Here is a 13,980-nt window from a genome sequence, read left to right as displayed (position 1 = left end):
CTGTATGCAAAATGCTCCACTAACACCTGAAGCAAACAGAGCCGCCCGCGCTGTCCTGAGGTGGTCAGTTCGCGACCTTGCCGAGAAAGCTGGTATCGCATTCACGACGGTTCATCGCTACGAACAGACCGGAAATGCGAGCGAGACCACGAAGGCAAAGATCGTCGCGGCGTACGCTACGCACAATGTTGACATCACGAATGGCGAAGGCACCGGAGCTAGGCTGCGGACGACATGACCATTTTCTATCACTTCACGTCGGCCGATGCTCTCTTCGGCATAGGGCTTCACGGGCTTATGGCACGTCCAGCCTTTCGCCATGACGCCTAGCGCTCTCAGCCAAGGATCATTTGAGCTAGTACAATCGTGAGAAGCATTGATGCCGGAACGGCGATGAGACAATACGCCTCAACGATCCTGTTTTGCCGCTTGTCCATTTGGGGTGCCTCCTCGACCCGCACCTTGTCGCCGATCTCCGTTAGCGAGCGCCTATGTCCGAAGGCAGGCTCGTCGAGAAAGGCCCCCGCCTTTAACAGCTCTCGACGAGCCGTGCGCCGCTTTACCCCCGGACAGCACAACGCTCTCGCAGTCTGCTTCGAGCGTCAAGCGACTGTTCCGTTCGCATGTTCGTTCGCGCGATCAGGTTGCCCCAATGTCACATTCGGTGGACGCGTACGATCTTGCCAGATCTTGCCAGCCCGCCCTGCCGGTGGCCATCTTATCGTTTGAACGTCGGCTTCCAGTCGCTGTTGAGCTTCGCGTGTGGCTTTCGTAGTCAGGAACAGATGTGAAGAACACCGGCCGGCGATCACGGCCATCAGCTTCGCATGCCGAGCAGATGAACAATCCGGCAAGATCCTGATGCATTGACCCGTGATCCGGTCCGAGCCGGTCAATCGGCACTTGGATGTCGAGGCGGGTCGACCTGCAGCACATAGGGTGCTCACAGGTGACATAGACTGTTTCGCGGGCGGCCAGGGTGTCGGCGAGGGTCTTCTGAGGCAAGGCGATCTCCGTTGAAGGGTTCGCCGCAACGGGAGGATTATATTCCTGCTTCAGCCTCGCCTAGCACTACCTTGAGGTTGCGCGATAGAGTCCAAGGGTGTGAATTTGGACCCATCCGCGCAAAAGAATGACCAAAGCGGAGCGCTCCTTGCATTTTAGCTAAATTGGCTATGGAAGTGGTTCATGAATTTCCGAGCGGGGGCTCATGATCACAGACCTTTTCCTCACTGGCGTCGCAGCATTTTCAATGCTTGTCCCGCTCTACTTCATCCTCAAGTGAGGTGGAGCGGTCTGGTCTATTGCCTATCCCTGAAATCCAGCAGCTTGGCATGGCGCAGCTTCTCCTCGCCCTTCAGGAACCGCACCCGGCCGACTAGACCAGGTTTCAGCCATTCGGCCTTGTCGCTCTTGAGCCTTGCAGACGCCGGTCCGCCTATCTTGCCTTGGACGTGGTCCCAAAGGCGCTGCCGCTTGTCTGCCTTGGCCAGGCCCGCCTCATTGATGGTGATCGCCTCGCCATCGATGATGAAGTCTTCCGCCTCGATCGCCGCCGCTTCGCCTGCGAGCTGGATGTAGCGGCCCGTCCAGTCGTAGCCGTTCTTGGTGATCAGCCGGATGCCGTCTTTGTCCTTGATGACCTGGGTGCGGTAGCCATCAAACTTGATCTCGTGGAGCCAGTCATCGCCCTGCGGTGGCGTATCGACCAGTTCGGGCTCCATCGGATGGATAAACTTCAAACGCATGAAACTGACTCGCGAATCGCGACCCAATCAGGATGCGCTTAATTAGTTCCGGAAAATTTTAACGAATCGTTGACCGCGCTGTCCCATTCTAGGACGGCGCGGTCAAACCCCAACCGGGCTGCGCAGGCGGCTCCGGCACTCAAGCGCCCGCCCCCATGTCGGAGCCGCCACTGCACACCAAATTACCATCGATGGTTGAATCAACCGTTACCGCACGAGCTTTCCAGTGTGCGTTCCTGATCATTAGACTTTGACGGAACGGAGGGTTCCGGAACATTTTAGACGAACTGAAAGTTCGATGGGGATGACGAAGCTATCGGACCTCGGCCCGCCGACCCCCGGAAAGTTGCACGGCGGCGCAGACATCCGGAAGAGCAGCATAGCGGCAGCGACGCCACCTTCGTGGCGCCGCCATCATTGTCGAAATCAAGCCGCGATCCCGCCGCGGCCGGAATTCATGCCGCCCATCCAGGGGAGCGGAGCAAGCGGCTCTTGCAGGATTTTGACGGATCTTGCGAACCCAGCAACAGCATCGCGCGCGACCGACAGTGAAACCTGGCCGTCGTAAGCACGCTGGCAGGCCCGGAAGGCGGTTTCGAAAATCGGGCCCCGCCGCTCCCGTGGCCAATCATGCAAGAAATCGAAAGCGTCTTCGAGACATCCCAGTTCTTGAATGAACTGGCCATTGATTACCAATACCGGTTGATCGAACATCCTATCGCCCATCTAGACCTCCTTTCGGTTGAGCGAACCAGTTTGCTGAATCGGCTCGTCACGCGGCTGCGTGCTCAGGCGCCGCGAACACGCCACCATCTCCGCGTCTGGGCGGGACCGCGACATACGCGGGAACCGGCGGCGGATCATCATCGTCATCTCGCCAGGGATACCGCAGCCAGCTGCGCCTGGCTTTGTCGCGACGCCGATCTGAGGATCGGCCGCCGCTCTCCCGCGCCCTGGAAACCGGCGGCTTGCCTTCAATTTCGTCCAACTGGTTGAGAGCACGAAGGATATCGCCGACCTTCACGATGACGCCGTTTTCCAATTGACGTAAGGCAGGCCTGCCCGGAACCGCATGGACATCGGAAGCCCAGTAAGCGAGCAAAGCCCGTTTTGCGCCGATCGTCATCTCCTCTTTCAGCACGTCATCAGGTGTCTGCAGCGCAGCGTATTCAGCGGCGAGGTTTTTCGGTTCATGATAATCGTAAGCTTCGGATTTCATCTCCATTCTCCGCAATCTGTGCCTCCCGGCAGAGCCGGGAGGCAGACAACAAACTGGATTGCAGGGTCAAGCTACTTCGCGCTCCGGTTCTGCGTTCAGCTTGATGGCTTCCTTCTTGTCGGATTTCTTGAGGGGAAGCCCTTTGGCTTCGGAGCTGATCTCGATGCGCCGGGGCTTGAGTTCTTCGGGCACTTCGCGGACCAGGTCCACCGACAGCAGGCCATTCTGGAGATTGGCTGCCTTGACCTTGACGTGGTCTGCAAGTTTGAAAACCTGCTTGAAGTTGCCTATCGCCAGACCGCGATGGAGGATTTCCCGATTTTCCTGATCAGGTTTCCTCTGTCCGGTCACGGACAATTCGGGTCCGTTCTGCACAAGCTCTACTTCGTCGAGACCGAAGCCGGCGACAGCCATCGTAATGCGATAGTCATTGTCGCCATTCTTCTCGATGTTGTAAGGAGGCCAGTCCGAACGCACGCTGTTTTCGAGCATGTCGAAGAGTCGGTCGAAACCGACCGTCGTGCGGTAAAGGGGGGCATAATCAAAGCTTCTCATAGCCATATCCTCCGTGAAGCAACATGGGGTTATGAGGCCGCCGCAGCGTCGCCGCGACGCCATTTTGTCGAGCCGTAGCCTCGACGGAAAACGATCTGGGAATCGCGTTTTTTCCCTTCAAGAGGTCGTTGCGAAAATTTTTTCGGAACAGCACCAACGATCCTTCCCTGGCGGTACGAGACCGCTGCTATGAGAACTGTGTCGTAATCCTAGCGACTCCATGCGTGACGTTGCGAGTGCGTGGATCATGGGCCGGCCCGCCGTTACTCGATCGCATCACCCTCAACTCAAGTACAATGCTTGTACGCACCCCGCCGCCGGGTGATAGATGTGGCGATTCAGGGAGGAATCATGCGCAAGATCCTGGCATCGGCACTGCTACTCACAGCTGCATCGTTTGCAACGAATGCCCTGGCACTCGACAGCAGCGGCACGCCTGTCGTGGTCACGCCGCTGGCTTCGCGCACCACCACCGCATCCGGGCAGCCGATCACGCTGCCGCAGAAGAGCGTGCAGGTGCTGGTGTCGACCTATGACATCGCGCCGGGCGCGACCTTGCCGGTGCACCGGCACCCCTTCCCGCGCTACGCCTATGTCGAGGCCGGGACGCTGAAGGTCACCAATGTCGAGACCGGCAACAGCAACACCTACAAGACGGGCGATTTCATCATCGAAATGATCGGCCAATGGCATCAGGCCACCAACATCGGCGATGGCCCGGTCAAGCTGCTGGTGATCGATCAGGTCGAGGAAGGCGCCAAGAATACGGAATTGCGCCAGTAGCCAAGGCGATGCCTGTGCCCTGAAGGCGGGAACGCGAGCGCCGCCCGCCTTTCCGCGCGGTCGCCGACAGTCGGCTTGCCCCAAGCGCTTGACCCAGCGCTCAGCCCCAGGAGCCGACCATCTGTCGTGTCGTCGCGTTCAGCCGGTTGAAAGCGTTGATCAGGGCGATCTGGACAACGAGCGCGGCAAGCGCCTTTTCGTCATAGTGGCGGGCGGCTTCGTCCCAGACATCGTCCGGCACGGCGTCCGGGCGATCGGCGAGCCTTGTGCCGGCCTCCGCCAGCGCGAGGGCCGCGCGTTCGGCATCGGTGAAGTATGGCGTCTCCCGCCATGCCGCCAGCGCAAAGATGCGCTCGTCCTTCTCGCCGGCCTTCTTCAGTTCGCGCGCATGCATGTCGACGCATAGGCTGCAGGCATTGATCTGGCTGGCGCGCAGATGGATCAGCTTGCGCGTCACATAGGGCACGTCGGCCGCCTCGGTCGACTTGTCCAGCGCCAGCAACGCCTGCAGGGCGCCTGGGATAAGCATCACCGGGTTCTTGATTCTCGCTTGCATGGTCTTCTCCTTTGAAAACATGTTTTGGCAGGGCGTGTTTTGCCGAGCCCGGGAGCGGAGCCTCCGGCGCGAACTGTTGCGATCGGCAGCAGTGCCGACCGGTCTGGTCGATGAAAGCTCGGCCGTCAGCCTTGCTTCGCGGCCACCTGCTCCAGCCGTTCCAGAATACGCGGCCAGCCGCTTCCCATGCCGACATATCCGCGCCCGTCGGCGGGCCGGAACCCCGAATGCTCCATCCGCACCCGGGTCGCAGCACCCTCGGGCGTGAGCGACCAGGTCACCACGGTCTTCAGCCCGCTGTCGGATTCGCTTCCGTCGCCCCAGCTATAGGCAAGCAGGCGCGGCGCCTCGACTTTCAACACCACGCAGTTCGTCACCCCAGACCAGCCCGGCACCGGTGCTGCCCGGAAGGTGAAGCGATGCCCCTCCTGCGCCGCGAAATCGTTCTGCATGAGCCACTCGGCAACGAGTTCAGGCACGGTCAGTGCGCGCCATATCTTCTCCGCCGAATGCGGAATCAGCCGCTCGACGACGATCGATTTGGTTTGTGTCATGCCTCGTTCCTCCTTGCCGTGTTCGCGCTGCTCAGGCAAAATCAATAACTCACCAGCTATGAATTAACCCATAACCTCGCAGTTATACAACTGTCAAGCCGGCAAATGCCCGCCTGGTCCAAATGACGGCCTGCCGTTCACGCTTTCGCGCCGGCCGCCCGGGTGCTAGGGCTTTTCGCGACATCATGGACTGGATCATCCCTTGACCGCTGAAACTCGCCCACCGCTGATCGAAATCTGTGTCGAAGGCATCGATGGCCTGCTTGCCGCGCAGGCGGCCGGGGCCGACCGGGTCGAACTGTGCGCCAGCCTTGTCGAAGGCGGCATCACGCCGAGTCTCGGCACGGTGCGCGCGGCGCTGGACCAGGCCACCGTGCCGTTTCACGTCATGGTGCGGCCGCGCGGCGGCGATTTTCTCTACAGCGAGACCGAATACCGCTCGATGCTCGCCGATGTAGCAGCACTCCGCGACCTCGGCGTGCCCGGCGTCGTGTATGGCTGCCTGAACGCCGATGGCACCATCGATGAACGGCGCATGGGCGAATTGACCGAGGCAGCAGGTCCGCTGAACGTCACTTGTCACCGCGCCTTCGACATGACGCGCGATCCCAGCGAGGCGCTGGATGCGCTGATACGCTGCAAGGTCGGCCGCGTGCTGACCAGCGGCCAGCGCGACACCGCCATCGAAGGCCTGCCGTTGCTGGCGGATCTGGTGCGACAGGCCGGTGACCGGATCATCATCCTTGGTTGCGGCGGGCTCGATCTCGGCAACATCGCCGAGGTGCGCGCAAAGACCGGGCTGGCGGAAATGCATTTCGCCGCCCTCAAGGACGTGCCGAGCGCCATGCGCTACCGCAATCCAAGGGTTGGCATGGGCGGCTCCGATCTCGACCGTGAGTATCGCAACATTTTGACCGACACACCGCTGGTGGCGGCAACGATCGCGGCGGCCAAGGCATGACCTCCGCGATCAGCCGCATATCACAAGGCGACGAAGCCTCTATCCTCGCCCTCAACAACGAGCATGCCGCCGAACTGTCGTGGCTCGAAGCCGAGCGGCTGTCCTTCCTGCTCGGCGAAGCGTTTTACACCAGGCGCATCGGCGATCTCGAAGCCTTCATCATGACCTTCGACCAGGACGCCAGCTACGACAGCCCGAATTTTGTCTGGTTCCGCGAACGCTACGAACGCTTCGTCTATGTCGACCGTGTCGTGGTGGCCGCGCATGCGAGGGGCCGTGGCCACGCGCGCCTGCTTTATCAGGATCTGTTCGACCACGCCCGGCGCGCCGGCCACACGCTGGTCACCTGCGAGGTCAACAGCGACCCGCCCAACCCCGCCTCTGACGCCTTCCACGCCGCGCTCGGCTTCGCCGAAGTCGGCGACGCGGTGATCCATGGCGGCAAGAAGGCAGTGCGCTATTACGCGCGGAAATTGGCCGCGGCGGCCTAGCGGGTCAGGCCAGGACGGGTCAGCCCGGCAGCCCAACGACCTTCAAGGCCATGTCGCGCCGAACCATCTCCACGTCGGCCGGCATGACCTCGTTTCCCGGATCGGGCGTGATGGATTTGGTCGAAAGCAGATCGATCTTTGGACCACCCCGCTGTGCGAGGCTTGCCTTGAGAGCCGATATCTTGGCAAACGACTTCACGATGTTGGCCGCGACCACCGGGTTCCTGCGGGCTTCAGCCATGAGGATGTCGATGACCTTTTCGGGTAGGTCGGCATCCGGGTTCTTATGGTTCGAGAAGATCAGAATATCATCTCCCGCCTCGACGGCGCGCACAACCGCGCCACCGAACGAATAGCTCTTTTCCACGGCGTTCATTTGCAGGTCGTCCGAAAAGACGACGCCTTCGAAGCCAAGGTCTTTGCGCAGCAGGCCAGTAACGATCGCCGATGAGAGCGAGGCTGGCCCCACGGCTTCCCCCTTTTGCAGGGCGCGGTCGTAGAGATGGCCCACCATGACCGAGTCCGCGTAGCCCGCATTGATCAGTTTGCGAAACGGAATCAGTTCCTGGCTCGACCAGGTGCCGGATACGTCCGCCAGCCCCTTGTGGCTATCGGTCGAGCTCGAGCCGTGCCCGGGAAAATGCTTGAGCGTGGTTACGACACCCGCATCACGATGTGCCCTTACGAAGGCCGCGCCATATTGGGCGACGATTTCCGGGTTCGCGGAAAAGCTCCTGCCCAACTTCCCGATAATGGGATTGGCGGGATTCACATTCAGGTCCGCCACCGGACCGAAATTGAGGTTGAAGCCCCATTCGTGCAAATCCGTCGCGAGCCTGGAGTAGAGTTCGTACGCGCCGCGAGGCGAGAACTTGCTGGCGACATCGACGGCGGCCGGAACCTCGTGAAATCCGTTGCCAGCCGTCAATCTTGCAATTGCCCCTCCCTCCTCATCGACGGAAATGAAGGGCGGCAACTTCCGATTGGCGGCCAGAAACGCCGCGTTCATCGCCGCCACGTGCGTTCTGTCGCTGACGTTGTCAGAAAGATACATGATCCCCCCGATGCTGCCGTCGGCGATCTCTTGCCTGACCGCGACCACCGACGCCGCGTCGGCCGAGACTCCATTGAAGCCGACCAGGATCATCTGGCCAATCATCACGCGGAGACTCGAATCGTCGACCCTTCGCGAAGCGGCCGTCTTGGAGTCGGACGTCTTGGCATCGGCTTTCACCTGAGCCGCCTGCGGACCCGCGACGGCCACCGAAGTCATCAGCAGCGCCGAAAAAAACCCGGTTACCAGCTTGATGGAGAACACCCGTGAATCTCCCGTTTGACGGTTTCCCCGCAATCAATACGTCGAGGTCGCTAACCGACGGTTAACCATGACAGCTGCCGCGACCGAAACCGCAAGGTCAGTACCGTGCGGCCGTGTCGTAGACGCCGTCGGCCCTGACGACCATATCGGCCCGCCTGCCCGACACGATGCCCCGCTCCGTCTTTTGACTGTATGTGGGCAACGTCGCAGCGAACGTCTTGATCCAACAGCTTTTGCTTTTGCCGAACGGCACATAGGAGAAGGCGCGACAGGATTGATCCGATTTGCACATCAGCAGGCAGTCGTCATACGAGGATGCCCTGGCGGAGTAATTGTCGCCGCCCAAAAGGTCGGCCTTCACGAAGATTTCCCATTCGGCCCTGAATGTCGGAGCCTGGTCCCGTCTTTCGCTTTCAAAGAAATAGCCTGCCTGAGCACCCGACATTATCTGGGCGTAGGAAAATTCCGACTTGGGAAAACAACGGTTCTTTGCACTGTTGTAGGTGAAGAGTTTGCAGGAAAGGTTGGCGGCACAAGTCTGCGCGCACTGATCCAGCGACGCCGATTCAAGACCTTTCGAGTACAGGTCTCCACCATAAAAATCCACGTTCGAATATGTCGCCAGATACCAGTGCCGGGGCGGTGCCGGCGTTGTCGAAGGAATGTTGTATTGCGGCGACTGAAGCGAAGCCTGGCTCGCCGGTGGCGGCTGGCTGGATTGCTGTTCCCCTGTCTGCTGGCGTTGCCTTTCGCGCTCTTGCAGTTCGGCGAGCCTTGCCTCGGCGTATTTCCCATACACGGTATCGCCGTGCGCCTGGATAAAGGTCCGCAGAATTGCCGGACTTTCAAGGTTTTCGATCGCCGCCCATTCCGTCGCTGCCGGGTCGACCGGAATTGCAGCCGGGACCGTCACCGGCGGATCGTCCCCCTTTGGCTTTTCGACGAGGGAAACGGCCGACCGCGACTGAACCAGGAAAATATCTTCGCTGGGCAGCAACCCATAGGTGGTGGGCTCCTGGACGTTGTTGGTGGCCTTCAGCACATCATCCCTGATCTTCCTCAGCATCTTGTCGACATCGAGATCGGCCTGCGGGAGATATTTGAGCAACGCCTGACTGTAAGGGCTGTTGCGGCCCGATCCGTCGCTGGCGACGGTTCCGTCGCGCGCTGAATAGAAAACGATCGTGCTGCCCTTGGGTTCGATGGGCGACAACCCCCGTCCGATCGAACGCGTCGCGTCCGACAGGCGCATGCGGTTGGCGAAAGGGTTGTTTCGGCAAGCGTCGAGAAAGACCAGTCTCAGGGAGTGCGCCCGGCTTACCGCGTCCACCACCATATCGAGCGGCACGGTCTGAAAATTGACGTCCAGGTCGCTTTCCAGCTTGGCATCGGTCGGAAGCAGGAAATTGTGCTTGTCGACTTCGATGCCGTGCCCTGCGAAGAACACCACGGCCATATCGGCCTGAGCGGCGTCGTGCGAAAACGCACCAAGCGCCTGCCTCATCTGATCGAAGGTGACATCGGTCGCTTTTCGCACCGAAAACCCGACGCCCTCAAGGGCCGCGGCGACGTCGTCGGCATCGTTCTTCGGATTGGGGAGCAGGCCAACATGGTCATAATTCGAATTGCCGATGACCAGGGCCACCTTGTCGGCGGCCAATGACGGCAAGGCAAACAGGATGCACCACAGCATCAGCCCGAGAGCCGTTACAACCCTATGCATCCAACCGCCCCACCCAAAGCGCCAAATCCGCATGACGCCGAACCCCGGCCGCAACCGCTCAAGCATTTCAAGCGCGGTCTCGTAGCCAGCAGTTATGATAAGTATATTGCCAAAAGAAAGGCAACCTTGAGGTGGCTACCTGCTGGCGTGCCGGATACGCGGTCATCCGGCCAAGCAGAGTTGCAGTGGCAGGCGCGGCTATTGGAACAACGCCGCCGCGCTCATCAAGGTCATCCAGAAACCCCACACCAGCGGTATGCCGACCAGCAGCCAGGCGAGCGTCAGTTTGATCGAGTGCATCGTCATCACTCTCTTTACGCAGCAGCCCGTTCGGCCTTCATGTGGAAGCGCTGATTGACCGGCCGCATCATGAGGTTGAGCAGGAAGCCGACAACGAGCAGGCCGGCCATGATGTACATGGTGACCGTATAGGCATCGGCCTTCGCCACCCCGCTGTCGATCTGGTATTGCCTGATGTAATTCACCAGCACCGGCCCCAGCACGCCCGCCACCGACCATGCCGTCAAAAGACGACCGTGGATGGCGCCGACGTAGCGCACGCCGAAGACATCGCGCAGATAGGCGGGAATGGCGGCAAAGCCGCCGCCATACATGCTGAGGATGACGCCGTAGAACAGCACGAACAGGAACACGCTGCCCGACTGGCCGGTCCACGGCACCGCCGCGTAGAGGACGACGCCCAGCGCGAAGAACACCGCATAGGTCATCTTGCGGCCGATATAGTCGCTGGTCGTGGCCCAGAAGAAGCGGCCGAGCATGTTGAAGATCGACAGCAGCCCGACAAAACCGGCTGCGGCGGCAGCCGAGATGCGTCCTGGGAACATCTCCTGGCTCATGGCCGAGGCTTGGCCGAGGACACCGATGCCTGCCGTCACGTTGAGGCAGAGAACGCCCCACAGCAGCCAGAATTGCGGCGTCTTCAGCGCATCGTCGAGATGGACATTGGCACTCGTCACCATCGAATTTTGCGTTGCCGGCGGCACCCAGCCGGCGGGCCGCCAGCCTTCCGGCGGCACCCTGACGATGACGGCGCCGATCAGCATGAAGATGAAATAGACGACGCCCAGCACGACGAAGGTTTCGGCGACGCCGATGTGTTCGGGCGTCGAAAACAGCTTCATCAGATAGACCGACAGCGGCGAGGCGATGAAGGCGCCGCCGCCGAAACCCATGATCGCCATGCCGGTCGCCATGCCCGGCCGGTCGGGAAACCAGGTGATCAGCGTCTTGACCGGCGAGATGTAGCCAAGGCCGAGGCCAATGCCGCCGAGCACGCCGTAGCCGAGATAGATGATCCACAATTGGTGCAGGTAGACACCGAGCGCCGAGACGATGAAGCCGCCACCGAAGCAGCAGGCTGCCGCGACCATGGCCTTGCGTGGCCCGACGCGGTCCAGCCAGCCGCCGCCGAACGCGGCCGCGATGCCTAGGAACAGGATCGCGATCGAGAAAATCCAGCCGAGCCCGGTCAGCTTCCAGTCGTCGGGCGCCGAATCGGTGATGCCGATCAGCTTCGACATCGGCAGATTGAAGACGCTGAACGCATAGGCCTGGCCGATGCAAAGGTGGATGCAGAGTGCGGCCGGCGGCACCATCCATCGGCTGAAACCCGGCTCGGCGATCGTGTGTGAGCGATCAAGCCAGCCTGCGGCGCCTTCTGCGGTCGTCGTCGCCATTCCATCCTCCCAGATAGCCCCCGAACCATCCTCCCAGATGGTATTCCCGTGAACAAACTAGGCGGGCAAGAAGGCGGGGCAATAAGGAGTGCATGCCCATAAGACCAATGTCTAAGAAGACATGGATGCGTCGGCAATCAGACCACCGCGCAAAATTGGGTACATTAGAGACTATCAATTGATCATCTGCTCAGGTGAGCAGCGTGGCCTGAACGGCATTGGCAGCGATGACGATAGCATTCACCAGTTGCGGTTGAGCCATTCGCGCGCCGGCCGCTCGATGACGTAGTAGCTGCAGAGCGCGCAGGCAAAAACCCCGGCCAGCATCAGCCACGGGTCGCTGCCTTGTTCGTAGACGAATTTGTAGAATGGCTGCTGCCACAGATAGAGCGAATACGACCACAGGCCCAACGTCGCCATCGGCCAGGACGACAGCAATCCGGAAAAGAATTGGGCGCTGAAATCGAGCGCGTTGACGGCAATCGCCAGCAGCGGCACGGCGACCAGGTAATGGATCGGCGTCGGCACGGGATCCATGAACAGCAAAACCGCGCCGGCCGCAGCCGCCAGGGCGACATAGGGCCCCTTCAACATGGCCGGCAGCCTGCCATCGGCCTTGAGCAGGCAGATCGATGCCGACAGCAGGATCGATGCGATGTGCACATCGGTGCGCCAGTAGGTGCTCTCGTAGTCCAGTCTGAACACCCAGTAAGACACCGCCCCGTTCGCCATTGCGAGCAAGGCCAGCGCCAGCAGCAACGGTATGACGCGGTCGCGCCTGGCAACGGTGGCGCTGATCAGGGCCAGGATCACATAGGCATGCTCCTCGACGCAGAGCGACCAGATATGGTCCAGCGCACCGGCGCGGGTGACGAGAATTCCGGCGTAATTGTAGGTGAATGTCAGCGCCGTCAGCGCCGCCTTCCATTTGAAGGCGATGAACGTTCCCGACAGCGCGACCATGGCAACGGCAACGAACACCAGAAGTGCTGGATAGATGCGCGAGAAGCGGCGCTTGAAGAACTTCTTCAGAGGGTAGCGTTCGATGAACAGGATCTCGCCCATCAGCCGGCCGCTGAGCACGAAGAAAAATTCGACGCCCAGCACCCCGAGATTGATTCCGGGAACCGGAAAGAAATGCCCGATCAGCACCAGGGCGATCGACAGTCCGCGCCAGCCGTCGAGATAGGCCAGCCTGGTTCTGGTCGATCTGTCGGCGACCGATAGCGGCGGAGCCAGATGGGTGGCGGAAATTTCGGACATGCCGATCCCTTCGCGTTGGACATGCGAAAGGCACGGCGGTGCATGCTCCGAACCCGGCTCGCATTCCCGCCCCATGTCATATTGCAGTGCAAGATAATTTTGTGCAAGTGCGAGATTGCAGCCCAGGCAGTACCAGGAAAAGTAGCTGGCCGTAATTGCTTCACGCAAAGGAACTGCGCAGGGGTTGATCCCTAGGGGAATCGGAGCGCTAAGGGTCGCCGCATACGAAAAAGGGGCCGTGGCGGCCCCTCTCCTTGTCCAAAACCGATGATGTCAGGCGTTGGCTGCCGCCACCGCGCGCTTGGCCATCACCGAGATCAGATTGGCGCGATAGTCGGCGGAAGCGTGGATGTCGGTCATCAGGTTCTTGGCAGACACCTTCACACCATTGAGCGACGCGGCATCGAAGCTCTTCGCCAGCGCCGCCTCGATCTCCTTCGAGCGGAAGACGCCGTCGTCGCCGGCGCCGGTGACGGCGACGCTGACGCCATCCTTGCCCTTGGCCACGAACACGCCGACGATCGCGTAGCGCGAGGCCGGGTTGCGGAATTTTTCATAGGCGGCCTTCGCCGGTGCGGTGAAGGTGACCGCGGTGATGATCTCGCCATCCTTCAATGCGGTCTCGAACAGCCCCTTGAAGAACTTGTCGGCGGCTATCTCGCGCTTGTTGGTGACGATGGTGGCCCCCAGCGCCAGCAGCGCCGCTGGGTAGTCGGCCGCCGGATCGTTGTTGGCGATCGAGCCGCCGATCGTGCCCCTGTGGCGTACCGCCGGGTCGCCGATCAGCGACGCCAGATGGGCAAGCGCCGGGCACGCCTTCTTCAGCTTCTCGTCATTGGCGACGTCGAAATGCGTCGTGGCAGCGCCGATGGTGACCGTCTTGCCCGACACCTTGACGCCTTGCAGCTCCTTGATGCGCGACAGGTCGACGAGATCGGAAGGCGCCGCCAGCCGCGTCTTCATGGCCGGGATCAAGGTCATGCCTCCCGAGAGCAGCTTGGCGTCGTCCGTCTTGATCAGCTTGGCGGCTTCAGTGACCGAGGCGGCACGGTGGTAGTTGACTGCGTACATGGGGTCCTCCTTGAGAGTGCTTAGTCAGTAGTGGCTAGTCA

At 60.9% G+C, this 13,980-nt stretch carries 14 protein-coding genes; 3 read left to right on the top strand and 11 right to left on the bottom strand.

Annotated elements, in window-relative coordinates; all coding sequences use genetic code 11:
* Positions 1–1,301: 1,301 nt before the first annotated feature.
* From LB568_RS25300 to LB568_RS25285, 4 genes are all read right to left on the bottom strand, one after another.
* Complete coding sequence (locus LB568_RS25300) at positions 1,302–1,748, bottom strand: ATP-dependent DNA ligase (RefSeq protein ID WP_013895078.1); 447 nt, start codon at positions 1,746–1,748, stop codon at positions 1,302–1,304.
* Positions 1,749–2,174: 426 nt separating this feature from the next.
* Complete coding sequence (locus tag LB568_RS25295) at positions 2,175–2,474, bottom strand: DUF982 domain-containing protein (protein WP_013895077.1); 300 nt, start codon at positions 2,472–2,474, stop codon at positions 2,175–2,177.
* A gap of 46 nt (positions 2,475–2,520) precedes the next feature.
* Positions 2,521–2,967 carry a hypothetical protein gene (locus LB568_RS25290; RefSeq protein ID WP_140573820.1) on the bottom strand — a complete coding sequence of 149 codons (447 nt, stop codon included), beginning with the start codon at positions 2,965–2,967 and terminating at the stop codon, positions 2,521–2,523.
* A 66-nt stretch (positions 2,968–3,033) separates the two neighbouring features.
* Positions 3,034–3,522, bottom strand: coding sequence for an Hsp20 family protein (locus tag LB568_RS25285; protein WP_140573822.1), 489 nt, complete (start codon positions 3,520–3,522; stop codon positions 3,034–3,036).
* A gap of 351 nt (positions 3,523–3,873) precedes the next feature.
* On the opposite strand from LB568_RS25285, the gene LB568_RS25280 reads away from it, so the two are divergent.
* The gene (locus LB568_RS25280; RefSeq protein WP_140573824.1) at positions 3,874–4,305 is read left to right on the top strand and encodes a cupin domain-containing protein; all 432 of its coding nucleotides are present in this window, start codon (positions 3,874–3,876) and stop codon (positions 4,303–4,305) included.
* 100 nt (positions 4,306–4,405) lie between these two features.
* On the opposite strand, the gene LB568_RS25275 is transcribed toward LB568_RS25280, so the two are convergent.
* Positions 4,406–4,861 carry a carboxymuconolactone decarboxylase family protein gene (locus LB568_RS25275; RefSeq protein ID WP_140573826.1) on the bottom strand — a complete coding sequence of 152 codons (456 nt, stop codon included), beginning with the start codon at positions 4,859–4,861 and terminating at the stop codon, positions 4,406–4,408.
* 125 nt (positions 4,862–4,986) lie between these two features.
* Positions 4,987–5,415, bottom strand: a complete 429-nt coding sequence (locus LB568_RS25270; RefSeq protein WP_140573828.1) for an SRPBCC family protein — start codon at positions 5,413–5,415, stop codon at positions 4,987–4,989.
* Between the two features lie 202 nt (positions 5,416–5,617).
* Here LB568_RS25270 and LB568_RS25265 point away from each other — a divergent pair, with 202 nt between their 5' ends.
* Both LB568_RS25265 and LB568_RS25260 read left to right on the top strand, forming a co-directional pair.
* Positions 5,618–6,376 carry a copper homeostasis protein CutC gene (locus LB568_RS25265; protein WP_181176742.1) on the top strand — a complete coding sequence of 253 codons (759 nt, stop codon included), beginning with the start codon at positions 5,618–5,620 and terminating at the stop codon, positions 6,374–6,376.
* Positions 6,373–6,867 (top strand): GNAT family N-acetyltransferase, encoded by a 495-nt coding sequence (locus LB568_RS25260; protein WP_140573832.1) that lies wholly within the window; start codon positions 6,373–6,375, stop codon positions 6,865–6,867. The genes LB568_RS25265 and LB568_RS25260 overlap by 4 nt, the downstream gene beginning before the upstream one ends.
* A 19-nt stretch (positions 6,868–6,886) precedes the next feature.
* Here LB568_RS25260 and LB568_RS25255 read toward each other — a convergent pair whose 3' ends face one another.
* The 5 genes from LB568_RS25255 to LB568_RS25235 all read right to left on the bottom strand — a co-directional run bounded on the left by LB568_RS25255 (position 6,887) and on the right by LB568_RS25235 (position 13,939).
* A complete protein-coding gene (locus LB568_RS25255; RefSeq protein ID WP_140573834.1) occupies positions 6,887–8,185 on the bottom strand; it encodes a glycoside hydrolase family 3 protein in 1,299 nt (432 codons plus the stop codon).
* Positions 8,186–8,282: 97 nt separating this feature from the next.
* On the bottom strand, positions 8,283–9,845 hold the full coding sequence (locus LB568_RS25250) for a caspase family protein (protein WP_181176743.1): 1,563 nt from the start codon (positions 9,843–9,845) through the stop codon (positions 8,283–8,285).
* Between the two features lie 377 nt (positions 9,846–10,222).
* The gene (locus LB568_RS25245) at positions 10,223–11,605 is read right to left on the bottom strand and encodes an OFA family MFS transporter (protein WP_140573840.1); all 1,383 of its coding nucleotides are present in this window, start codon (positions 11,603–11,605) and stop codon (positions 10,223–10,225) included.
* Between the two features lie 240 nt (positions 11,606–11,845).
* The gene (locus LB568_RS25240) at positions 11,846–12,868 is read right to left on the bottom strand and encodes an acyltransferase family protein (protein WP_140573842.1); all 1,023 of its coding nucleotides are present in this window, start codon (positions 12,866–12,868) and stop codon (positions 11,846–11,848) included.
* A 273-nt stretch (positions 12,869–13,141) separates the two neighbouring features.
* On the bottom strand, positions 13,142–13,939 hold the full coding sequence (locus LB568_RS25235; protein WP_224731553.1) for an FAD binding domain-containing protein: 798 nt from the start codon (positions 13,937–13,939) through the stop codon (positions 13,142–13,144).
* Between the last annotated feature and the right edge of the window lie 41 nt (positions 13,940–13,980).

The sequence above is a fragment of the Mesorhizobium sp. B263B2A genome (assembly GCF_020165775.1).
Taxonomy (GTDB): Bacteria; Pseudomonadota; Alphaproteobacteria; order Rhizobiales; family Rhizobiaceae; genus Mesorhizobium; species Mesorhizobium opportunistum.
This window is presented reverse-complemented; position numbering and strand designations above follow the sequence as displayed.